Genomic DNA, 23,410 nt, shown 5'->3' with positions numbered 1-23,410 from the left:
AATATAAACAATCAGCTGGAAGAGGTAATAATTTATCTTTACAATTCTTCCCAACAGCTGAAGGCTATGTAAATGTAAATGAAGGTATTTTTGAATATGTCTATAATTATACCGATCATTTAGGAAACGTACGCGTGAGTTATACGAAAGGCGAAGATGGAAACCGTAAAATTGTAGATGAAAACAGTTATTACCCTTTTGGATTAAAGCACAACAACCAAAGTATTGTTAATACAGCTAACCCAAACTATAAGTACAAATACAATGGTAAAGAGCTTCAAGAGGAATTAAACCTAAATTTGTACGACTACGGCGCACGAAATTACGACCCTGCGATAGGACGTTGGATGAATATAGACCCGTTGGCGGAGAAAATGCGTCGCCACTCTCCGTATAACTATGCATTTAATAATCCTGTATATTTTATTGATCCCGATGGGATGCAAACTGAAGATTGGAAACAAGATAAACTTGGAAATTATGTTTATGATGCTTCATTAACAAAAGAAAATGCTTCAGATAAATTATCTGATGATGAAAAATATTTAGGTGAAAGTTATTCTGTTGAAGTTAGAAGCAATGAATCAGGAAATTCAGGAACTTTAAATCTTAATGAAAATGGAACTGCTTCAATGACGATGGGAAATACAACACTAGATCTAGAAAATAATACATTTGATTTAGGATTTGAAAGTGGACATAAAGTTATGGCAGGTAATTATAATGAATCAGATATGACTTCTACTAGTGCATTTATTGGATATTCAGGAAGTCTATTAAATAAATCCGAAATAATGATTAAGGCAGGTTCTAAGGGAGGAGATCTTTCTAACATGAGACATATTTCAAATACATTAAAAAACACTGGTAAATTAGGACGAGGATTAGGTGTATTGGGGATTGGAGTATCAATATTCGAAGATTATCGGTCTAATAATTTAGGTTGGGGAACAGGTGCTAAGGTTGTTATCAGAGGAGGTTTATTGTTGGTTTCTGCTCCTGTAGGCTTGTCAATTGCAGCTGTAGATATTGGTTGGGGATTAGCTACAGGTACAACCATTACTGATAATGTAGCAAACTATGTAGATAAAAAAATGAGTAAATAAATATGAAGAATATACTAGATTATACTTTTTACAGAACAGCTAAAAGGCATTTCAAAAGAGATGGTATTGATGCATTTACAGCAAAATTAACCATAACATTTATCTTATCACTTTATTGTATTCCATTTATAATTTATATAATAGATTTATTTAAGTTAAAACCAAATTTGAATATAGAAATAATACTATATATCTTTATTTCTTTTATTATATATTTTTTAGTTAAAATTAGGTATAAAAGTAAATATTTAATACTTCGAGATAAGTGGATTAATGAGAAAAAGTCTGAAAAATATTTAGGAGAGATATACATAATATTATTCTTTTTTTCTCCTCTATTACTTATGTTTATAGTAAAATGGATGTTCTAAACTAATAGCTAAAATTAAATTTGGCCCAATCTGTTGAAAGTATCACGTTTGTACAAATAATAATAAAAGAGCATCTTTCTTGTAAAGCACCTCCGCTCCCACACGATTGTATCGTATGGTAAGTAATAAAATAACAAAAGGCAAACTAAGATTTGCCTTTTGTTATTTTATAAAGTTGCTATATTTTTATTGGATAAATTGTATTTCTATTTATTACTTTTATATTTAACAAATAATATAGTGTTCGGATGTTGAATTAAATAGGTATTTGAGAATACAAATACAATGGCAAAGAACTGCAAGAGGAATTTAACATCAATTTATACGACTACGGCGCACGAAACTACGATCCTACTATTGGACGTTGGTTTAATGTTGACCCGCTGGCGGAGAAAATGAGACGTCACTCACCTTACAATTATGCATTTAATAATCCTGTTTTTTTCATTGATCCTGACGGGATGGCTCCTGAACCTCCTGATGGATCAACAGAAGATCATACAGATGAAACAGGTAGATATGTTTATAATGAAAAGACAAAATTACATGATCATTATGTTAACGGAGAAAATGTAGGTACTTATGATGCCAGTATTGTTTTAAATGAAGCCGTAGTTACTGGTAATAAAGATTATGGGTTAGTAGCAACTGCTCTAAGAGCTTATGAAAAAAATTACAATCCTGATTATAGTCCGTATAACCCTGATGCTGTTACTATGGGAACAGGAGTTACTATAACTGGTAATAAAAGAGTTAGTTATACATTTGAAGCAGGAATTATTTTTGCTCCTGGGGATATTGGATTATATTTTACTTCTGGAATGGGAGTTGGAACAACACCTGGCATAGGTGTTCCTGGATTGAATATAGGATTTCATGATAGAAGAGAGAATAATACAGAAACAGATATGCTTAAAAATATTGCAGGTACTTCTGCCTCCGCAACTATTGACGGTTCAATAATGGGCTATACTATTGGTCATAGTTTAAATGATAAAGGTGGTATAGATAATAGAGGAACGATAAGTAATACTGTTACATTAGGAGACGGTAAATTTTTAGGCATTGGGGCAGGAGCTTCTGTCTCTAAATCCTATACATTTTCTATAATAACAGGTGAAGTATATAAGCCTTAATTATGAAAAAAATTATTATATTTGGTGTATTTGTCTTTACATCTTCTTGTAAGATGGACATCACAAATGGTCAAGAAGAATATGAATTAAATTACTCCGTAAATATTATTTCTAATAAAAATTATAAAGATGATAGAGTCAAATCAGCTTTTTTTACAATTATAGGAAAAAATCCTGATACAAATAGAATTGATACATTTAAGGACGGAAGGTGGTTTTCTAACGTAAGTGATTCAATTGAAAAAGGTGATACTCTTTATAAATTAAAAGGAGAAAGTTTTTTCTTAATAAAAAAGAAAAATAATATTTTAAAGATAAATTATGAAATTAATGCAAATGGAGAAATATTAGAAGTTTTAAAAAGATAGTATTCCAATCGTATTATTTTAAATAAAAATTCTCAATAAAGAAAAAGGCAAACATTTGTTTGTCTTTTTCTTTATTGAGAATTTTTAGTAAAGCTTTAATTTCTTTATCGGAGATAGAAAATTGGTTGTTATATTATTCGTTTTTTACTTACTAAAAGTCTTATACTATTTTTATATATGTTCTTTTTTATTCATGTGTTTATTATTTTAGAATTATTGTATTCATGAATCCTTCGGATTTGTTTTGATACAAAAAACAGAACCAAAAAAAATCAAGGCTTCAAATCTATTTAACTAAAATTAAATTTCATTACGGGAAAGATTTGAATGACTCGTTAGCACTCGCTAAATCTTTCTTCTCTCTACTTCAATACATTTTCTTAACGTCTACGATTTCCATACAATATTTTATCACACATTCTAATTGAGTTTATGGTTAAATAATTTATTGACGCTCGTGTGCTAATTGGAAGGCTTTTTTTGTGGAATTTATATAGATTAAAGTAATCGCACGAGATTAAACTTATAACAATTAATAATTTGATACTAATAAACATAATTTTTGTTTCTTATTACAATTATTGTATTATGTTTGCTGCCTAAAATTAACACATGAGAAAAATTATTTTATTTACTGGTGTAATTGCATCAAGCTTTTTATTAACTAGCTGTGGAGTAATGTTTGGAGGAAGCCATTATGATGCAAATATTCAAGTAAATGAACACCCAGAAGCACAAATTTTTGCCAATGGGGAGAAAATTGGAGTTGGACAAGTTTCTAAATCTTTTAAAAGAAATAAAGACTTACAAATTGAAGTAAAACAAGACGGATGCGAAGTTAAATCTCAAAATTTTGAAAAGACTTTCAGAACAGGAAACTTTATTTTAAGTATTGTATCTTGGGGATTACCTGGACTTATTGTGGATTTAGCATCTGGAGCATCTTATAAACCAGACCATCGACATAATGATGCTATAGAGAAAGTATCAGACAAGCAATACAAATTCAATATTGATTATTCTGATTGTAAATTGTAAGTATTAAATTATATGAAGAATGCGAGAATAAAGTTAATTCTCGCATTTTTATTTATAATCTATAACTAATATTTAAATATTTCTTTTTCAGTTTTTTTTTAACTGAAGATAAATTTTTATGAAAAACTTATTGGCTATTTTTATTTTACCAATAACTTGTCTGTTACTATTTTACTAAAAACTTCTCTCTTATTTTTAATTAAAACCTCCATCGTTCCATCATATTCTTCAATAGATAAAATTTTTATTTCGTTTCCTAATGCTATATTTTTTGAACTTAAGTATTTTAAAAAATCTTCAGAAGAAAAAGTTACTGCCGATAAAACCACAATATCGTTCACAGTAAAATCCGATAATTTTCTATAATTTATAGCTTCAAAATTTCCTTCACGGTCTGGGATGGGAGAACCATGAGGATCTACTTTTGGATAATTCAATAGTTCATCCATCTTATCAAAAAATAAATCACTGTTGATGTGTTCAATTTGTTCTGCAACTTGATGAACATCTTCCCAACCAAATTCCATTTTTTGAACTAGGAACATTTCTGTTAATCGATGTTTTCTAACAATTAACGCAGCCTTTAGAATTCCTTTATTCGTTAAACGTAAAGGCTTATATGATTCATAATGCACAAATTCTTTTTCAGCCAACTTTTTCATCATACTATTTACAGTTGGCATCTTAATATCTAAGTGTTTACTCAAATCTTTTACATTCACGTCTCCCTCTCCATTTTTGGAAAGGTGAAACAATGCTTTTAGATAATTTTCTTCTACAGATGAATTCATTAAACAAATATAATAGTTTAATGAATTTAAAATTGTTTTCTTTATTAAAAATATTTGTTAGATTTATCTAACAATATAATTCACAGAAAAATATTCTTTTATGTATAAGTTAATTACAATACTATTATTCGTAGTATGTAACTCGGTATTTGGCCAAGAAATTTTAAAAGATTCTTTACAATCTTTTGATGATGAAAATTTAGAAGAAGTGGTTTTAACTGGAACAATGAAAGCTGTATCTCGAAAAGACTCTCCGGTTCCTGTTGAAGTATATACTTCAAAATATTTCAAAACGAATCCAAATCCATCATTGTTTGAATCTATTGGAATGATAAATGGTATTCAACCTCAAATTAATTGTAACGTATGTGCAACAGGAGATATACATATTAATGGTATGGAAGGTCCTTATACCATGATCTTGATTGATGGTATGCCTATTATTTCGTCTTTATCTACGGTATATGGTTTGAATGGAATTCCGAATAGTTTAGTAGATCGTATAGAAGTAGTAAAAGGTCCTGCTTCTTCTTTATATGGTACTGAAGCGATGGGAGGTTTAATAAATATTATTACAAAAAATTCAGCTAAAGCTGATACTTTTAGTGCTGATATTTTCACGACAAGCTGGCTAGAAAATAATATTGACTTAGCTTATAAATTTAAAATCGGAGCTCTTACTACCAGTTTAATTGGTATTAATTATTTTAAATATGGAAATAAACAAGATCAAAATAAAGATAATTTCACAGATTTAACTCTTCAAGACAGGGTTTCAGTTTTTAATAAATGGAATTTCGATCGCTCTAATAATCGAATCGCTAATATTGCAACGAGATATGTATACGAGGATCGTTGGGGAGGTGAAATGCAATTTGATAAAAAGATTCATCGCGGAAAAGATCAATTTTACGGCGAAAGCATTTATACCAATCGTGTAGAATTAATTGGAAAATACCAACTTCCTACTACAGAAAATATTTATACCCAATTTTCTTATAATTACCATGAACAAGATTCGTATTATGGTTTGAATAAATATCATGCAAAACAACATGTATCTTTTGCCCAAATTTATTGGGATAAAACACTAGCAAAGCATAGCTTACTAACAGGTACTAGCTTTAGATTTACTTATTATGATGATAATACTCCTGGAACACTAAGCAAAAATGGTACTGATAATTTGCCAATGAAAACACCTTTGCCTGGCATATTTATACAAGATGAAATATCATTTGATACAAAACACAAATTATTATTAGGTTATCGTTTTGATTACGATAAAAATCATAAAGGCATTCATTCACCTCGTATAGCATATAAATACTCTCCAAATAAAGCACATACATTACGTACTAGCTTTGGAACAGGTTTTCGGGTGGTGAATCTTTTTACTGAAGATCACGCTGCTCTAACAGGATCTAGAGAAGTAATTATAAAAAATGATTTAAATCCCGAAAAATCCTATAACGGAAATATTAATTATGTATACAATACAACTTTTGATTTTGGAAATTTAAATCTGGATGCTACAGCATTCTACTCATATTTTACCAATAAAATTATTGGAGATTTTGAATCTGACCAAGATTTAATCATTTATGATAACTTAGATGGATACGCTATTTCTAAAGGGATTTCTATTAATCTAGACTTGGTTTTTCAATTTCCACTACGGATTAATGCTGGTGTTTCTTATATGAATGTTTACCGTAAAGAAAATGGTGAGCACAATAATATACAAAAGATTGAACAATTACATGCTCCGAAATGGTCCGGAAATTATACTTTATCCTATACTTTTACTCATCATTGGATTTTCGATTTAACTGGAAATTGGTATGGAAAAATGCGCTTACCAATTTTAGAAAATGATTATCGCCCTGAATTTTCTAAAAATTATATGTTAACAAACATACAAATCACAAAAAAATTAAATCAATTTGAAATATATGGTGGCCTAAAAAATATTTTAAATTTTGTTCCAAAAGACCCTTTGATGCGACCATTCGACCCTTTTGATAAAGATGTGGATAATCCAATTACTAATCCAAATAGTTACACTTTTGACACCTCGTATAATTATGCAAATTTGCAGGGAATTCGTGGGTTTTTAGGTTTGAGATACATTATTAAATAATGAGAATTTTATACGCTTTACTTTTATATATGTTCCCTATTATTGGTTTTGCTCAGATTAGTCTAACCGATTTTAATCAAAATTTTAACTCAAATCCTAAAACAATTATTATTTACTTTTATACAGATTGGTGCGGAATATGTAAAATTCAAGAAAAACAACTTTATAATCGGCCCGAAATAATGAAAGTTTTAAATGACCAAAGCTATTTCCTTAAAATTAATGGCGAGTCGAAAGAACCAATCCAATTTTTAAATAGTCAATTTTTAGTAGAAAATTTTTCTGAAAATCATTCTTTTGTAAGAGCTTTTTTTGAAGAAAAATCGATCAGTTACCCTTTATGGATTATACTTGATAAAGATCTTAATGTATTAGGCAAATATGAAGGATTGATAAAAATAAAAGAATTTAAAAAATTATTATCCCAATTAAATTAAACATATTTCAATAAATGTGATTATTTTATAATAGTCCCCTAGCCCAATTTAGATAAAGATAAGATTTAGCCAATTGGTGTTTAATTTAGAGAATTTTTGAAAATATAGTTTTAAATTTGATGACTTTAATTAAAGTAAGTATGGATAAGATTGAAAAAGAATTTACATATAAAGGACAAACGAAGAAGTTTAGCGTTGCAATTGAACAACTCCCTCCTTTTAATCCTGAAACAATGGATAAAGATAAATATGAAGAAACACAAAAGGTGTTATTCTTAATGGCTGAAGAAGAAATCTATAACCAAAAAACGGAATGGATTTTTAGTATCGAAAAAAAATTACAACAATAAATTAATACAAGACATTCATTTTGAATGTCTTTTTTTTTGACTTTACATCCTTATTTACACTAATTTTGAAAATTTCAATATTAAATTTCTAATGATTAAACATACTTTAAACACCCTTAGCTTCGCATTATTATTTCATTTCATTTCTATACCAAGCAGTTTTGTACAAGCGCAAAATAATCCTATACAAATTAACAAAGGACAAGAAATTACTTCAGAAATTCTTAATCGTATTGTAGAAAAAAATAGACATTACACAACACAAGGAAAAGTAGCCGATTATATTCCAGAACTTGGAAAAGCCAATCCATCAAAAATTGGGATTGCGGTAGTTAATGCTCAAGGAAAAGTAATAAGCTCAGGAGATGTTTCTGAAAAATTCACTATTCAGAGCATTTCAAAAATTATTGCATTGATGATTGCTGTTCAAGAAAATGGGGAAGAAAATTTGTATAAAAAATTGGGCTATTTTGGAACAGATCAACCTTTTAATCATTTTGGGAATTTAGATAATAATGGTAAACCTCTAAATCCTATGATGAATGCAGGTGCAATTGTAACGACTGCATCTATACAAGGAGAAGGAGATTTGGGTTACCAAAAAATCCTCGCGATGATTCGTTATATCACAAAAAATTCAGCTATTAATTTGAATGAAAAAGTTTATTTATCAGAAAAAGAAACTGGGCATCGTAATAGAGGTATGTTTCATATCTTAAAAAATTCAGGATTAATTGAAGGTACTGAAGATAAATTGGATAATTATTTTAAACAATGTTCTATTGAAGTTACTGCTGTTGATTTAGCTAAAATTGGGTATTTTTTTGCCAACAACGGAACTCGCTTTGATGGAGATACCACCTATAAAAATATTGAAATAGCTCGATTAATCCAATCACAAATGTTAACAGCCGGAATGTATGAGTTTAGTGGAGAATATTCTCGTACTGTTGGACTCCCAAGTAAATCTGGTGTAGGCGGTGGAATTACCGTATCTGTACCTCACAAAATGGGAATTGGCGTGTATAGCCCTGCGTTAGATGAGCACGGAAACTCGTTAGCGGGATATCAAATGATTGTAGAACTTTCTAAATTATATGATTTAAGTATATTTTAATGTAATTCAGAAAAATTAACTTATAAAAAAAGCCTTCCGAAAATCCGGAAGGCTTAGCTTAAAAAGAACTATATGTTGAATTATTTCTTTAAACGTACGTTAACAGCGTTTAAACCTTTTTGTCCTTTTTCTACATCAAATGTAACTACATCATTTTCGTTGATGTAATCAACTAATCCTGAATTGTGAACAAAAATATCTTCATTACCGTTAGAGATGAAACCGAAACCTTTAGCTTCATTGAAAAATTTTACTGTACCTTCTTGCATTTTATTATAATTTATTATTTTATTTAAATATTTTTTAATGGCCTGTATTATCATAGTACTACCCATTTTAACTTAAGTGAAAAGCACAACTTGTGTTGTGATTAACTGGAATGTTAAAGCCAATTAATTTCTGAATACTTCTTAACTCACTTTTTTCTTCTCTTGAGCAAAATGAAACTGCTTCTCCAAAATTTCCTCCACGACCTGTACGACCAATTCGGTGTACATATGTTTCAGGAACATTAGGCATTTCATAGTTGATTACAAAAGATAATTCATCAATATCAATTCCTCTTGCGGCAATATCTGTCGCAATCAAAACTGTAATTTTGTTATTTCTAAAATCTTGTAAAGCATGTTGACGCGCACTCTGAGATTTATTCCCATGAATAGCTGCCGACTTTACTCCTAACCTTGTTAATGTCTTTATCAATTTATCTGCACCGTGTTTTGTACGGGTAAAAACCAAAGAACGATTTAGATTTTGTCCTCTTAGAATTTCAATTAACAATTGTTCCTTTTCTCTTGGCTCTACCATATAAATAGATTGAGTAACAGACTCTGTAGTTGACGATACTGGAGAAACATTAATTTCCTTTGGCTCTTTTAACATTGTCTGGGCAAAACTTCTAATATTTTTAGGCATAGTAGCCGAGAAAAATAAAGTTTGGCGTTTCTTAGGAATATGTTTTAAGATTTTCTTGATATCATTTACAAATCCCATGTCTAGCATACGATCTGCTTCATCCATTACTAAGATTTCAACTTCTCGTAAGTTTACAAATCCTTGGTCAATTAAATCTAGTAATCGTCCAGGAGTTGCGATAACGATATCAGCTCCACGCTTTAACGCAGTAACCTGACCTCGTTGAGGAACACCACCGAAAATCGCCATGTGCGAGATGCGTAAAGTGTTTTTATATAATTTAAAATTATCGTTTATCTGTACAGCAAGTTCACGTGTTGGTGTTAATACCAACGTACGAATTGCTTTGCTTGTTGTCGGTTTATTTTGCAATAATTGTATAATTGGAATTGCAAAAGCAGCCGTTTTACCTGTTCCTGTTTGGGCGCATCCAATGATGTCGTGTCCGTTTAGGATGATAGGAATACTTAATTCTTGGATTTCTGTGGGTTGTGTGTATCCAGCTGTTTCAATTGCATTTAAAATTGGCTGAATAATGTTTAAATTTTTAAAATTCATGTAAAATAGTTACCGTTAAAACGGTGTTATATCGATTAACTGTTGGATGGTTTATATCCAATTCAGTAAAAGACGTGTCTTGTGATTATTGTTGCTGAGGTTGGAGAAATTTTAATGAATTATTTGTAAAAATAAATAATCCGGACGAAAAATTTTCGTGATCTTACTTGCAAATTGAATGAAGTGATATTCAAAAAAACTTTGAATTGAATTTTCTTTTTTAACGCTTATACGCATAATCTTATTTTTAAAATAATTAAGATTAAAATTTAATTGGGCTGTAGAAGCGAAAACTGAAAAAGAAAATAAATAACTGTAGCAGAAATTGCAAAAGGCAGAACCTTGAAATAATAATACTGCAAATATATACGTTTTATTTTAATAAATCATTAATAATTGAAAATATTTATTAAATATTCTTTATAAATCATTTTATAAATTAAAATATTGACAAAATTGAAACATATACATATAAAAATATACAATCTATTTTTTGGAGCGTGATCAAAGTGAATCCTTTTTTTAAAATTAACTTTATTTAGATAAGAACACATATTATTCTATGTATAGAAAAAATTGAAATTGTTTTAGATTTTTTTATATTCTGAATTATTTCTAATCGATTATAAATTCAGAATATTAACAATGAATTTATATTATAAAAATTTTAACTTTTTTATAATTATTTCATTTATAGTGATATATTGTACTAAATTTATTTCTTAAACAGAATTTTAAGAAGAATAAACTTTTTATCTGAATAAAATATAATACTTTTAAAAAATATTCGTTAGTACAATGTAAAATCGTAGTATTAGATTTTGGCATTAAATATTAATAAAACAACACTACCTCCCATGGTAATAATAAACAATTTTGAAGAGTACAAATCTTACGAAGGGAAAGAAATAGGATCTTCTAACTGGCATTTAATTGATCAAGATGAAATCAATAAATTTGCTGCTGCAACATTAGATCATCAATGGATTCATACAGATCCAGAAAAGGCAACAACACAAGGACCTTTTAAATCAACAATTGCACACGGTTATTTAACAATATCGCTTATTCCATATTTATGGAAACAAATTGCTGATGTGCGTAACATTAAAATGGAAATTAACTACGGTATTGAAAATTTTAAATTTGGGCAACCTGTTTTAGTTAATAGCGAAGTTAAATTACAAGCAAAATTAAAATCAATTTTAAATTTAAGAGGAGTTATCAAAGTAGTTATTGAAGCTACAATGATTATTAAAGATAATCAGAAACCTGCATATGTAGGAGATGTTATTTTCCTTTATCACTTTAATGACTAAATAATAGAAAAGCATATATAAAGCCTCGGGTTATAACCAGAGGCTTTTTTGTGAATTTAAAGTTTAGATATATAAAACGAAATGCAAAATTTGTTGATAATTTGTTAATTTTTTAATTATTAATTTAATTATAAGGCAATACTCAAAATTATATCATATATTTGCACCATTATTATTTATAGAGGCTTCTATTTTTGCATTACTTGTAGCAGTATTAATTTACTTCAGTTTTCGATTTTCAGCTGCCACATTTTAAATCATTTTATAGGTTATTTTTTAGAATATTTTTATATTAAATAATCAAAAGCAATTAATAGAATTACAATTAAATTTAGTCAGTATCATTTTAGTTTTTATCATCAGTACATTTTACTCCGTTTTTTTAAGAATCTCATTTCTTTTAACTAGCATTATTTCTTTTATTTCTAATCTTTTGACGATCAATAAATTTAATAATCAGACGTATTTTCCTGTATTTAGTTTGAATAAATTTCTATTCATATTCGATTTTAAGAAAAATAGTAACGCTGTAATTTAACAACAGATAAAAAATTAATGAAATTTAACGAGCTAAATATAATAGACCCAATATTAAAAGCCATAGACGAAGCAGGTTATACTAAACCTACAGAAATCCAAAGTCAATCTATTCCGATTGTATTGACAGGAAGCGATATTATTGGTTGTGCCCAAACAGGTACAGGAAAAACAGCATCTTTTGCTATTCCTATCCTGCAAAATTTAACCAACAAGCCTAAGCATTCTAAAGGAATTCGCACATTAATCTTAACACCAACTCGCGAGTTAGCTGTACAGATTAATGACAATTTCGCTTTATATAGTAAATATTTACCCATTAAACATTTAGCCATATTTGGTGGTGTAAATCAAAAACCACAAGTTAGCACGATTAAAAATGGTGTTGATGTACTTATCGCAACTCCTGGCCGATTATTAGACTTGATTTCTCAGGGATTTATTAAATTAAATCAGATTGAGATTCTTGTTCTTGATGAAGCAGACCGTATGTTGGATATGGGTTTTGTGAATGATATAAAGAAAGTTTTAAAATTGGTGCCTGCAAAAAGACAAACTTTGTTTTTTTCTGCAACCATGCCAAAACAAATTAGAAAGTTTGCTCATGGTATTTTAAATAATCCCAAGGAAGTAAATGTAACTCCGGTTTCTTCTACCGCTAATACGATTGAACAATCTGTATACCATGTAGATAAAAAGGAGAAAGAACCACTATTGATTAATTTATTAAAAAATAATTCGAACAATAGAACACTTGTTTTTACACGTACTAAACATGGAGCCAATAAACTTGTAAAAAGTTTAGAAAAATCTGGAATTTCGGCAGCTGCAATACATGGAAATAAAACACAAAACGCTCGACAAAAAGCTTTAAATGAGTTTAAAAGCGAAAAGTTGAAAGTTTTAATTGCAACAGATATAGCTGCTAGAGGTATTGACATTGATATGTTACCAAATGTTATCAATTATGAATTACCAAATATTCCAGAGACATATGTACACCGAATTGGTCGAACAGGACGTGCTGGAAAAGAAGGTAATGCTGTATCATTTTGTTCACATGAAGAAAAAAGTGATTTAGTAAATATTGAAAAACTTATAGGTTTTAAAATTAGAGTTCAAAAAATTTCTATTAAAACCTTAAAAACATCTTAATTTAAAAAAATACACAATGGCAGATTCATATTCAAAAAAAGAAAACATTAAAAAGAAGGTTAAGAAAAAACAAGAAAAAAATCTAAAAAGAGAAGACAGAAAGACCAATAATAATAAAGGTAAGTCTCTTGAAGATATGCTTGTTTATGTTGACATTAATGGTAATTTAACAAAAACGCCTCCTCACTTACAAAATACGGAAGAAGATTTATTAGCACGTTTAGAAAATCCTAATGAAGCTATAGATCCTGCTAAATTATTTGTTGGTGTAATTAATTCTTTAAATGAAAAAGGATTTGGATTTATCACTGAGGAAAAATCAAATGCAAGTATTTTCTTTCACCAAAGTCAATTAAAAGGTGAAATAAAAAAATACAACAAAGTAAGTTATAAGAAAGAATCTACTGAAAAGGGATTCAGAGCTATAGATATCAATAAAATTTAATAATAAAAATTAGTAAAATGCAAGAAGGTACAGTAAAATTTTTCAATGTAACTAAAGGTTTCGGTTTCATTTCTAACGGTAACGAAGATATTTTTGTTCATACAACAGGATTAATCGACGAAATTCGTGAGAATGATAGAGTTACTTTTGACATTGAGCGTGGACAAAAAGGTTTATACGCTGTAAACGTAAAAAGAGTTAAATAATTCTATTACAATATAAAAAAGCGTCGAGATTGTCGACGCTTTTTTTATGCTTTAAAGTGAAGGTTTAACACGTTTATTGTTCAATCTCACTCAAGTTTTCCATTTTTTTGGTAGCTAAAAAACCTTTAATATCTTCAAAATGTTCTTTCACTCTTTTGTTTCCAAACTCAAAAACTTTTTCTACTAGTCCATCCAAAAAGTCACGATCATGTGAAACTAAAATTACAGTACCTTCAAAATCTTTTAGTGCGTCTTTGATAATATCTTTTGTTTTCATATCTAAATGGTTTGTAGGCTCATCTAGAATTAAAACATTAAATGGTTCTAATAATAATTTAACCATTGCTAATCGAGTTTTTTCACCACCCGAAAGTACTTTTACTTTTTTATCGATATCATCACCTTTGAACATAAAAGCTCCTAAAATACTTTTGATTTGTGTTCTGATATCTCCTTCTGCAATGCGGTCTACCGTTTCAAAAATCGTTAAATTTTCATCTAATAAAGAAGCTTGATTTTGTGCAAAATATCCGATTTGGGCATTATGTCCAATTTCTAATTTCCCATCAAAATCAATTTCACCCATGATTGCCTTAATCATAGTTGATTTACCTTCCCCATTTTTACCAACGAATGCAACTTTCTGCCCACGTTCTATCACCATATTTGCTTCCTTAAAGACTATATGTTTATCATAATATTTAGACAAAGCTTCGACTACAACTGGATATTGTCCTGATCGTGATGCAGGTGGAAATTTCAATTTTAAAGCTGAAGTATCAACCTCATCTATTTCAATAATTTCTAACTTCTCTAACATGCGTACACGTGACTGTACTTGTTCTGTTTTAGAGAATGTTCCTCGGAAACGCTCTATAAAAGTTTTATTTTCTGCAATAAATTTTTGTTGTTCATCATACGCTTTTTGTTGATGAATACGACGATCTTGGCGTAGAACTAAGTAGTCTGAATATTTTGCTTTATAATCATAGATTCTACCCATTGTTACTTCTATAGTGCGATTTGTAATGTTATCTACAAATGTACGGTCATGCGAAATAACCATAACAGCTTTAGCACTTTTTAATAAAAAGTCTTCTAACCATTGAATTGAATCAATGTCCAAGTGATTTGTAGGCTCATCTAATAAAATTAAATCTGGATTTTGTAATAAAATTTTTGCCAATTCAATACGCATACGCCAACCTCCTGAAAATTCTGAAGTAGGACGATCTAAATCATCTTGCTCGAATCCCATTCCTTTCAAAACCTTTTCAACTTCAGCTTCATAATTCACTTCCTCAATAGAATAGAATTTCTCACTTACCTCAGAAACACGCTCAATTAACTTCATATACTCATTACTTTCGTAATCTGTTCTTATTGTTAATTGTTCATTAATTTCGTCTATTTCATTTTTCATTGAGAAAATTTCAGCAAACGCTTTAGACGCTTCCTCGCGTACAGTACAATTATCATTGGATAATAAATGTTGTGGTAAATAAGCTATAACTGCATCTTTTGGGGCTGAAATATTTCCTAGAGAAGGTTTATTAATACCGGCAACTATCTTTAATAAAGTTGATTTTCCTGCCCCATTTTTCCCCATGAGTGCAATTTTATCATTTTCATTTATCACAAAACTCACTCCACTAAATAATGTTGTAGAACCAAATTGTACTCCTATATCGTTAACTGTAATCATATAATTTCAATAAATTGGAGCAAAGATAAATGAAGTTCTATTTATATCTACTACAAAAAAGTAAACTCCTATATCTTATAAAGGAGTTTTTATTACATTAATATGAATGTTGAATCTGATTGAAATTTATGAACGAGGCATTATTACTTTTAACGCACTTGGAAGTATTGATACTTCTATATTAGATGTATTTAGTTCAACTGCTTCTCCATCTATCTGAGATTTTAAGCTATGTTGATTAGATTTAAATATTATACTTTTTGCTTGCAGTAATTTTGCTTTTTCAAAATTATCCAACTTTTTCGTTACTACAGCTAGGGCAAATTTTACAAGTTCCAAGATATTTAATTTTTCGACACAAAGCACATCGATTAATCCATCATTTAATTTTGCATTCGGTGTAAATGATATTCCGTAGCCTGCTTCATTAGAATTAGAACACAATACAAAAAAATATTCAGTAGATTTTAATTTTACTTGGTCAACTGTAATATCGTAATAAATTGGACTGAAATTAAAAAATGACCATAAGGAAGCTTTAAAATAACCTATAAAGTTACGTTTCTTTTGTTGTGCATAACGATGTATTACATTTGCGTCAATTCCTAAACCCATATTACTAAAAAAGAATTTATCGTTCACTTTACATACGTCCATTTCCATAGCTTTATTGGTAATTAAATTATGCAAAGAACTATCTAGCTCTTTAGGTATATGTAAATTAGAGGCTAATCCATTTCCGGAACCAATAGGAATTATCCCTAAAGGGATATTTTTATGCACCAATGCTTGTGCTACTTCATTTATAGTTCCATCTCCACCACAAGCCACAATGATATCAGGATTGTATTTAATTTGGTCTTTTGCAATCTCAATCGCGTTCCCAGCATATTCTGCAAAAATGGTTTTTACTTTAAATGGTTTATGTTTAAAAAATTCATGAATTTTAGACTCCAGAATTTTCCCATATCCTTTTCCTGATATTGGATTGATAATAAAGATGATATTTTTTTTCATTTATGTTTTACTATAACAATAGATAATTATTCTTCCCACAATTTAGATCAAAATAATAGACCTTTCAGTTTTGGAATTAATATTTATTTACATAAAAATCCTAAATGATGAGATGAATTTAGGCCGTAATAAATCATTTACTTAGAATTAATAAAAATATTAGTATAAAGTTTATAATTTTAGTAAGGTTTAACAAGTATATAACACTTAAATAGTGTAGATTTGCACTCTATTTTACATTACAATGGAAGAGCATAAAGATGAGGAAACTCTTAAATTTTTAAAATATTGGGAGCAACGATTTGAGATGATCATGGAACAAAACACCAATTGGACGCGATTATTTTTAATAGTAGATTATTCTACTTTCCCAACTACATTAAGTATTGAAAGTTTTTGTTCTAAATTTAGCCAAGATTTACAATTTAATATTTCTTACAAAAAAGATGAATCATCAAATAATTATGATTTAACGATAACACGATAATATAAAATCTCAACTAAAAAGTTGAGATTTTTTTTATTTTATTTTATTCACATTATATAAGTCTCTTCTTCTATCTTTCATGGTTTTTACTGTTCCATACTCGTGTAACTCTTTTAATAAATAAAGGTCTACATCTGATATTAATACCATTTCTGTATTTGTGGTTGCTTCAGATTTTACTCCATTATTAGGAAACGAAAAATCCGAAGGTGTAAACACTGCAGACTGTGAGTACTGAATATCCATATTATTAACTCGCGGTAAGTTACCTACAGAACCTGCAATGGCTACATAGCATTCGTTTTCTATAGCTCTTGCTTGCGCACAACTTCTTACCCTTGTATAGCCATTCTGTGTATCCGTCATAAAAGGCACAAAGAGTATTTGCATTCCTTGATCTGCTAAAATTCGGCTTACTTCCGGAAATTCTACATCATAGCATATTAATAGACCTACTTTCCCACAATCTGTATCAAAAACTTTTATCTCATCACCACCTTGCATGGCATAATATTTAAACTCATTTGGTGTAATATGAATCTTACTAAAAGAGTCTAATTTCCCTGAACGATGACATAAAAAGCTTGTATTGTATAATTTTTCGTCCACAAAATGAGGCATAGAACCTGCTATAATATTCACGTTATATGTAATGGCAAATTCTTGTATTTTCTTTACGATTTCATCTGTCATCAATGCTAATTGTTGCATCGCTTCTATCTCTTTTAGATGATTAAAAGGACTCATTAATGGGGCATTGAAAAATTCTGGAAATACAATAAAATCTGAACCATACTCACTTACTGTCTGAACAAAAAACTCAACTTGATCATAAAAATCTTGCAACCCATTAAATAATCGCATTTGCCATTGTACTAAACCTAGACGAATATTTCTTTTGGTTGGAGAATTAGAATACAAGTCAGGTTCATAATAGATATTATTCCATTCTAATAATGTAGCATATTCCATCGATTCTTTATCATCTTTCAGATAATTTTTTAGAATCTTTTTTACATTAAAATCATTTGACAATTGAAAAGCTAAAGTAGAATCGAAAATTTCTTTTCGCTTTACTTTTTCTATATATTCTCGCGGAGACATTTCTTTAGAATAATGGTAATAATTTGGAATACGACCTCCTGCCACGATTGATTTTAAATTCATTTCTTCACACAACTGCTTTCTAGCATCATACAACCTACGTCCTAAGCGTAGTTTTCTATGGCTTGGATGTACGAATACCTCAATCCCATATAAAATATCTCCATGTGGATCGTGTTTCAAGAATTTACCATCAGAAGTAATCGTATCAAAATTAGAATGTAGATTGGTTTTCTTAGAATTTACAATAATACTTAAAGCAGATGCAACAACCTTGTTATTAACCGCAATACAAAACTGACCTTCCGGAAATATTGATAATAGCTCTGTAATCTCCTCTTTGGACCAAGTACCCAATTTATTTTCGTAGGCTTCTATAGTGGATAACGTAAGATCATTATAATCTTCCAACGTTAGATTTCGAACTTCAATATTCATAAAAAATAATTTCTATATTAGATGTATATCATTTATTGCAAACATTGCACCAAGTACATTTTATTAGATCGTAAAATTTTATGTACTTATCTTCGTATAAGAATTTTGTTTATGAAAGATATTAAAATTGAATTTCGAAAACCAATTTATCCCATTATTCCAGAACTTAAACAATACCTAGAGAAATATAATCGCAATACTAAAACTTCTCTTCAATATGATGATTTATTAAGATTCTCAGGTTATGTGACGTTGGAAGATAAGGAAGGAAATGATACACATTGGCTAGGTGTCTATTATTCTGAGAGTGAACATCGGGAAATAGAAAGCAGTTTGAATAGGATATACACATTACTACATTCTGATGGAGATGAGGATTCTTTACCTTTCTTAGCAGTTGACTCTATAGATTATTGCACTTTTGGAAATTCGAAGCCCTTTCGTATACGCGTACGTAATATCTTGAATGATAATTATACGAATTATTATATTAAAAAAGCAGATGCTTCTCGGGTTTATGGCTTAGAAATGGAGGAAATATTATCTCCACACCGTATTAATTTTTTAGTTGATGGAGATACACTTATAGAGGAACATATACTCGGAATTCCGGGAGATATTTTTATTCAAAAATATTTAGAACAATGTACTGATTTAGAAAAAAATCAGATTGCTAAAGAGTTTGTAAAATTTAATGAGCGTTGTTTTATTGGACTTTTAGGAGATATGAGATCTTATAATTTTGTGGTAATACCTATGCACGATTTTGATCAAGTATTTTACAGAATAAGACCTATTGATTTTGACCAACAATCGTATGAAGGTAATTTAAAAATTTATCGTCCTCAGTATTTTAAAGAGAATCGAATTTTCGTAGATCTAGTGATGAATCGTTTAAAATCTAATTCTATAGAACAATATAGAAAAGAAGTAAGATCTGTTATTGTAAAAAGAGTAACTGACAGCCATAAGCGCTATAAAGATCTTTTAAAGGTGATTAAAATTGATAAAATTGCTCCGTCAGAACATGTAATACAGTTGAGAACTGGTTTTAAAAAATTATATAGAAACGATTCGTTTGATAATTGTTATTCTATGGGAGAAATTTTGGAACAAGCGATTAATTACAATATTATACAATACAAAAATTATATAAAACAATAAAAGCCTCCAAATGGAGGCTTTTTATTTTAGTTTGATTTTATTGTTTGATTAATTTCTTTTCTGTAAAAGAATCCTAATCCAACTGCCGCAATAATTAAAATTGGTAGGTAGTCGTTGATTGGTGCAGGGACAGGAAATCCAGGAGTCTTTTCTGTCTGATTAGAAGTTTCATAATCATATTCGTTTTGCTCTTGTATCTCTTGTCTAGAATCAAAATAGTTGATATCTGAAGCTTTCAAATCAGAAAAATTTATCAGAAAAAGCGATATATATAATAAATTTCTCATTATTTATACAATATTTTTTTAGTTATCATAGAGCCATCTAACAAATAGAAATTATAAATCATCAGAGAATTTCTATAAGATTTTTTTAACTTAATATTGTTACTATTAATTCCTACAACTTCATCTACTAAAATTCCATTAAGTGTATAAACTTTAAATCCTGAAATATTTTTTGATGAGGTAACATATTGTTCATCTCCAACTTTATAAACTTTAAATGTATCGTTATTCGATATATCATTTATTCTTAAAGTATTTTTATAAAGAATAGTAAATCTATTATCTATAATACCTGCTTTAGTTTCAAAATTGTATTCTAATTTTTCTGATAAATTAATTACTTCATTAGTAGCATTATCTATTAAATAAATTTCTTGACCGTTTGAAAAATCACCATCAACTTCATTTAATTTCAACACATATACACCTTCTTTATCCGCATTTATACTTAATTGAACGCTATCACTAATATCTAGTGGATAACTTCTTGCATCAATAGATAAATACTTTTTATTGTTATTAACATGTAATGTATTTGCAAGATTTATATCTGAAACAACGTCATAACTTTGGTCAAAATCATTTGTTGAACCATCCATATAGCCAATTAAGGTAGAATTCATCTGAACTCCGTTATGATTCAAACTTAAAATATAACGAGATTTATTTTCTTGAATTTTATTATTTTGGCTTACTCCTGTTAATTCATACGCTTTCTGGCTATGTTGAAAAGTTATATTGTTAGAAGGATTATTAGATAATAAATTCACTATAAAACCTTTACCTACATCTATCTTATCTTCATTAAGACCAGAATTACACCCTACGAGTGAACATTTTATCCAAAAATCAGAAGTAATATAATCATTTATAGCATAATCATATGGAACATGATTTTTCCATAGTTCAAGAGATTCTATAGTATTTTTGTTATCGGACAAAAATCTTGTAATATTAATTGGTGCTGTATATGGATTTCCTAAACTATAAGCACCTCCTGCAATAACTGTACTTGTAGTACCTGTTTGAACTTGATTATTAAGATCTATAATAAAATTATCGTTATATGGAATTCCTTTAAATTCACCTTTGAATATACTAGGTTCTATTGCAGGCTTATTACTATAATACAAATTACCCTCAGCTCTTTGTATCCCTACACCTATACCTTTTAAAAAATCTTGATTTTGATAGTTTGCCCATTCTTTGTTTGTTATGCCATCTTTCATATATGTCTTAAACACATATATATTAGCTTTTGAATTTGAAAAAGCATCTTCTCCTTTTACTTTCTGATTTTGCACTGGAGAAGAAAACATTCTGGTATCGTATTTATAATACTCATGGTTCGCATTGTAAATAATAGGACCATCAATTGTAGCATTTTCGTCTAAAAATAAATATGCACTTTTATCGAATTCTAATTCTGTAGCATTTAATTTTAAACTTTTTCCTATACGTATAAAATTACCTGCATTAACAAACATTTTATCAACATTCTCAAAAGTTAAATTTCTTGCAATTACATTTTCATCAATTACTTCACGAATAACAGCATCTCTATTTATACTTGGCTCACCATTAGACCATTTTTGATTTTCCCAGATTGTAAGAGGAGATAAATTACAATTGATACGTACATTATCAATCCACATTCTATACCCATTACTATCACTATCAATCATCAATCTAGAATTTGAGGGTACATTTGTGAAAGTGTAAGATATAGTTTCAAATTTGTCATTTACATTCCTTGTAACATTTTGATCAGTTCGTAAATTTGTTCTTATATATGAAGGAGAATTATTTCTACCTAATGTAACGAATCCAAATCTTACTTTTCTATTCGTAGTTCCAGGTTCTCTTCTAATATCTATTTCTACAGTAACAGTACCTGAAATATTTGTTAATTCTTTAGATACAATATAACCTTTAGGGTTTGTACTTGTACCTAACCGTACACCAGATTTATACAACTGTACATTCCCTCCCCATACAGGAAAGTTTTCAATTGGTCTAGTAGCTGGAGTCTCATTATTGGTACCACCACTATCTTGTTCATTACCTGTATCAAATTTTTCATTAAAACAAGCATAATCATCATATACTTTAACTGTAATAATTTTTGTATAATCTGGGATATGAGCTACTGTAGAACCAGCAAATTGATGTTTTACCGTCGCTTTAAGCTTAATTTCTCCAGTACCTGTAAAGGTTACGTTATTACCACGCACACCTGCAAAATTAGCTACAACATTACCACTAACTCTAGTATCAGTTGAGTAAGTCACTTGACCATTCAATTCTGATAATTCATCAAATATTGTACTTTGACCATTATATGTAACAAAATTATCAAATTTATCTAGTGTTAATTGCTTATATAAAATAACGTTTGACGAAGTTCCAAAAGACATTACACTAGAACTAAAATTCATATAAACATCAGCTCTATCTACATTACTTTTTATATTGTTAATAGAAACTAACCATTTATAAGAATCGGAATTGGTAAATGAACTATTAAACGCATAATTTAAAAATGTTCCAAGGAACCACAGATCATATACATCATTATATAAATATTGTTGCTTTGCTGCATTATAAATGCTAAATTGGTTACCAGATTTATTTTCAAAATACCACTTTATACTATTCTTATCTAACTCTGTAGAAATAAAGCCTAAACCTAAATTATTTGTGCTTTTAACAACAGCTTCAGTATTTAATGGATCTACATTAAGAAGCTTAGTTGTAATTACATTACCTACAGCTAAATTTTCGGATGAATTAACAATTATATAATTCGCTGATTTTATTTCTTGATTAGATATGGGTTTATAGTAAACATTATTTTGTGAAATATTAATCAGTTGATTCTGCCCAAAAACAATAGTTGTTATAAGGAGAAAAAATAGACTGAAATAGCCTGAAAAAAATTGTAGATTCTTTGACATAAGCATATAATTTTTAAATAGATTTAGTTTAGTTTTTTACACTATAAAAATGTGTACAAATCTATTAAATTACATAACACCCTGACAATCAATACAAAACATAAATACTTAAAGTACTTATTAAACAGATAAATAATTTATATTCAATAAAAATTAATATCCGGATTTAATAAAAAATGTAACTTTATAAGTATTTATAACCATTTATAAGTATTTATAATAAAATTAAATTGCATATTTACCTGTTTTAAATATTTAA

At 28.8% G+C, this 23,410-nt stretch carries 21 protein-coding genes and 1 pseudogene; 14 read left to right on the top strand and 8 right to left on the bottom strand.

What is annotated here, in order from left to right; genetic code table 11:
- The 4 genes and pseudogenes from IM532_RS11860 to IM532_RS11845 form a co-directional block, all read left to right on the top strand.
- Window positions 1–1,106 (top strand): RHS repeat domain-containing protein (locus tag IM532_RS11860; protein WP_194183666.1); only part of this gene is annotated, 1,106 nt, incomplete at its 5' end.
- Between the two features lie 658 nt (window positions 1,107–1,764).
- Window positions 1,765–2,613, top strand: a pseudogene (locus IM532_RS13865) (RHS repeat-associated core domain-containing protein); the annotation flags it as partial.
- A 2-nt stretch (window positions 2,614–2,615) separates the two neighbouring features.
- Complete coding sequence (locus tag IM532_RS11850) at window positions 2,616–2,981, top strand: hypothetical protein (protein WP_194183665.1); 366 nt, start codon at window positions 2,616–2,618, stop codon at window positions 2,979–2,981.
- 612 nt (window positions 2,982–3,593) lie between these two features.
- A complete protein-coding gene (locus tag IM532_RS11845; RefSeq protein ID WP_194183664.1) occupies window positions 3,594–4,019 on the top strand; it encodes a hypothetical protein in 426 nt (141 codons plus the stop codon).
- Between the two features lie 140 nt (window positions 4,020–4,159).
- Here the strand turns inward: IM532_RS11845 and IM532_RS11840 are convergent, their stop codons facing one another.
- On the bottom strand, window positions 4,160–4,810 hold the full coding sequence (locus IM532_RS11840; protein WP_194183663.1) for a metal-dependent transcriptional regulator: 651 nt from the start codon (window positions 4,808–4,810) through the stop codon (window positions 4,160–4,162).
- 100 nt (window positions 4,811–4,910) lie between these two features.
- Here IM532_RS11840 and IM532_RS11835 point away from each other — a divergent pair, with 100 nt between their 5' ends.
- From IM532_RS11835 to glsA, 4 genes are all read left to right on the top strand, one after another.
- Window positions 4,911–6,953, top strand: coding sequence for a TonB-dependent receptor plug domain-containing protein (locus tag IM532_RS11835; RefSeq protein ID WP_194183662.1), 2,043 nt, complete (start codon window positions 4,911–4,913; stop codon window positions 6,951–6,953).
- Window positions 6,953–7,390: a thioredoxin family protein gene (locus IM532_RS11830; RefSeq protein ID WP_194183661.1), complete on the top strand. Its 438-nt coding sequence runs from the start codon at window positions 6,953–6,955 to the stop codon at window positions 7,388–7,390. The genes IM532_RS11835 and IM532_RS11830 overlap by 1 nt, the downstream gene beginning before the upstream one ends.
- A gap of 119 nt (window positions 7,391–7,509) precedes the next feature.
- On the top strand, window positions 7,510–7,740 hold the full coding sequence (locus tag IM532_RS11825; RefSeq protein ID WP_194183660.1) for a hypothetical protein: 231 nt from the start codon (window positions 7,510–7,512) through the stop codon (window positions 7,738–7,740).
- Between the two features lie 91 nt (window positions 7,741–7,831).
- Window positions 7,832–8,857: a glutaminase A gene (glsA, locus tag IM532_RS11820; RefSeq protein WP_194183659.1), complete on the top strand. Its 1,026-nt coding sequence runs from the start codon at window positions 7,832–7,834 to the stop codon at window positions 8,855–8,857.
- 80 nt (window positions 8,858–8,937) lie between these two features.
- On the opposite strand, the gene IM532_RS11815 is transcribed toward glsA, so the two are convergent.
- Window positions 8,938–9,126, bottom strand: a complete 189-nt coding sequence (locus IM532_RS11815; RefSeq protein WP_194183670.1) for a cold-shock protein — start codon at window positions 9,124–9,126, stop codon at window positions 8,938–8,940.
- Window positions 9,127–9,193: 67 nt separating this feature from the next.
- A complete protein-coding gene (locus IM532_RS11810) occupies window positions 9,194–10,330 on the bottom strand; it encodes a DEAD/DEAH box helicase (RefSeq protein WP_194183658.1) in 1,137 nt (378 codons plus the stop codon).
- Window positions 10,331–11,187: 857 nt separating this feature from the next.
- Between IM532_RS11810 and IM532_RS11805 the strand changes: the two genes are divergently transcribed.
- The 4 genes from IM532_RS11805 to IM532_RS11790 all read left to right on the top strand — a co-directional run bounded on the left by IM532_RS11805 (window position 11,188) and on the right by IM532_RS11790 (window position 13,992).
- Window positions 11,188–11,649, top strand: coding sequence for a MaoC family dehydratase (locus IM532_RS11805; RefSeq protein ID WP_194183657.1), 462 nt, complete (start codon window positions 11,188–11,190; stop codon window positions 11,647–11,649).
- A 555-nt stretch (window positions 11,650–12,204) separates the two neighbouring features.
- Window positions 12,205–13,341, top strand: coding sequence for a DEAD/DEAH box helicase (locus IM532_RS11800; RefSeq protein ID WP_194183656.1), 1,137 nt, complete (start codon window positions 12,205–12,207; stop codon window positions 13,339–13,341).
- A 16-nt stretch (window positions 13,342–13,357) separates the two neighbouring features.
- Window positions 13,358–13,786 carry a cold shock domain-containing protein gene (locus IM532_RS11795; RefSeq protein WP_194183655.1) on the top strand — a complete coding sequence of 143 codons (429 nt, stop codon included), beginning with the start codon at window positions 13,358–13,360 and terminating at the stop codon, window positions 13,784–13,786.
- A gap of 17 nt (window positions 13,787–13,803) precedes the next feature.
- Window positions 13,804–13,992 carry a cold-shock protein gene (locus tag IM532_RS11790; RefSeq protein ID WP_194183654.1) on the top strand — a complete coding sequence of 63 codons (189 nt, stop codon included), beginning with the start codon at window positions 13,804–13,806 and terminating at the stop codon, window positions 13,990–13,992.
- 73 nt (window positions 13,993–14,065) lie between these two features.
- Here IM532_RS11790 and IM532_RS11785 read toward each other — a convergent pair whose 3' ends face one another.
- Both IM532_RS11785 and IM532_RS11780 read right to left on the bottom strand, forming a co-directional pair.
- Entirely contained in the window at window positions 14,066–15,697 is a 1,632-nt protein-coding gene (locus tag IM532_RS11785) for an ABC-F family ATP-binding cassette domain-containing protein (protein WP_194183653.1), read from the bottom strand.
- A 126-nt stretch (window positions 15,698–15,823) separates the two neighbouring features.
- Window positions 15,824–16,714, bottom strand: coding sequence for a diacylglycerol/lipid kinase family protein (locus tag IM532_RS11780; RefSeq protein WP_194183652.1), 891 nt, complete (start codon window positions 16,712–16,714; stop codon window positions 15,824–15,826).
- A gap of 244 nt (window positions 16,715–16,958) precedes the next feature.
- On the opposite strand from IM532_RS11780, the gene IM532_RS11775 reads away from it, so the two are divergent.
- Window positions 16,959–17,201, top strand: a complete 243-nt coding sequence (locus IM532_RS11775) for a hypothetical protein (protein ID WP_194183651.1) — start codon at window positions 16,959–16,961, stop codon at window positions 17,199–17,201.
- Window positions 17,202–17,234: 33 nt separating this feature from the next.
- On the opposite strand, the gene IM532_RS11770 is transcribed toward IM532_RS11775, so the two are convergent.
- A complete protein-coding gene (locus IM532_RS11770; RefSeq protein WP_194183650.1) occupies window positions 17,235–18,743 on the bottom strand; it encodes a carbon-nitrogen hydrolase family protein in 1,509 nt (502 codons plus the stop codon).
- A gap of 111 nt (window positions 18,744–18,854) precedes the next feature.
- On the opposite strand from IM532_RS11770, the gene IM532_RS11765 reads away from it, so the two are divergent.
- Entirely contained in the window at window positions 18,855–19,907 is a 1,053-nt protein-coding gene (locus IM532_RS11765) for a hypothetical protein (RefSeq protein ID WP_194183649.1), read from the top strand.
- A 26-nt stretch (window positions 19,908–19,933) separates the two neighbouring features.
- Here the strand turns inward: IM532_RS11765 and IM532_RS11760 are convergent, their stop codons facing one another.
- Window positions 19,934–20,194, bottom strand: coding sequence for a hypothetical protein (locus IM532_RS11760; protein ID WP_194183648.1), 261 nt, complete (start codon window positions 20,192–20,194; stop codon window positions 19,934–19,936).
- Window positions 20,194–23,151: a hypothetical protein gene (locus IM532_RS11755; protein ID WP_194183647.1), complete on the bottom strand. Its 2,958-nt coding sequence runs from the start codon at window positions 23,149–23,151 to the stop codon at window positions 20,194–20,196. Before IM532_RS11755 ends, IM532_RS11760 begins: the two co-directional genes overlap by 1 nt.
- Window positions 23,152–23,410 lie beyond the last annotated feature (259 nt).

It is taken from the genome of Faecalibacter rhinopitheci (assembly GCF_015234135.1).
Taxonomy (GTDB): Bacteria; Bacteroidota; Bacteroidia; order Flavobacteriales; family Weeksellaceae; genus Empedobacter; species Empedobacter rhinopitheci.
Note: the sequence above shows the minus strand (reverse complement) of the source record. Positions and strands in the feature narration are given on the sequence as shown.